The organism is Desulfobulbus rhabdoformis (genome assembly GCF_016919065.1).
Lineage (GTDB): Bacteria > Desulfobacterota > Desulfobulbia > Desulfobulbales > Desulfobulbaceae > Desulfobulbus > Desulfobulbus rhabdoformis.
On sequence record NZ_JAFFQA010000182.1, the window covers coordinates 1 to 400 of the forward strand.

The 400-nt window shown below is 44.8% G+C and carries 1 pseudogene; it reads right to left on the minus strand.

Annotation, left to right across the window (positions count from 1 at the left end):
* Positions 1-72: pseudogene (locus tag JWJ90_RS24090) on the minus strand (IS200/IS605 family transposase); the annotation flags it as partial.
* Between the last annotated feature and the right edge of the window lie 328 nt (positions 73-400).

A 400-nucleotide genomic window follows, 5' to 3' on the forward strand; every position in this document is an offset into this window, starting at 1 on the left:
ACGATATTTCGTCACCCAAACAAAATGATATTCAATCTTGTATTTAGTATGGCTTCCTTGGCGATATTCCATACTTACCAGTATAAGCCAGCTGCTAGCAGAATGCTACCCGCCTGAAAGGCGGGGGGTTAAACCTTCACTGCGGACGAATTAACGATAAAGTATTTTTTGGCATCAACGGTTTCTATTCTCACAGCGATGGGTATGGCACAAACCACTATCCCGGCCAAAAAAGGAATGCTAATGAAAAAGAACGCTATCTTGGAAATGCCAAGTCAGAACCACCGGCAAAGCCGGTGGCTTGAAAGCCTGTGAACCGCTCAAAGCGGTACATTTAACAGATCAACTGACCACCATTCGGTGGTCGCCTATTTAAAAAGGTTCAGTTGCTCGAGACGTT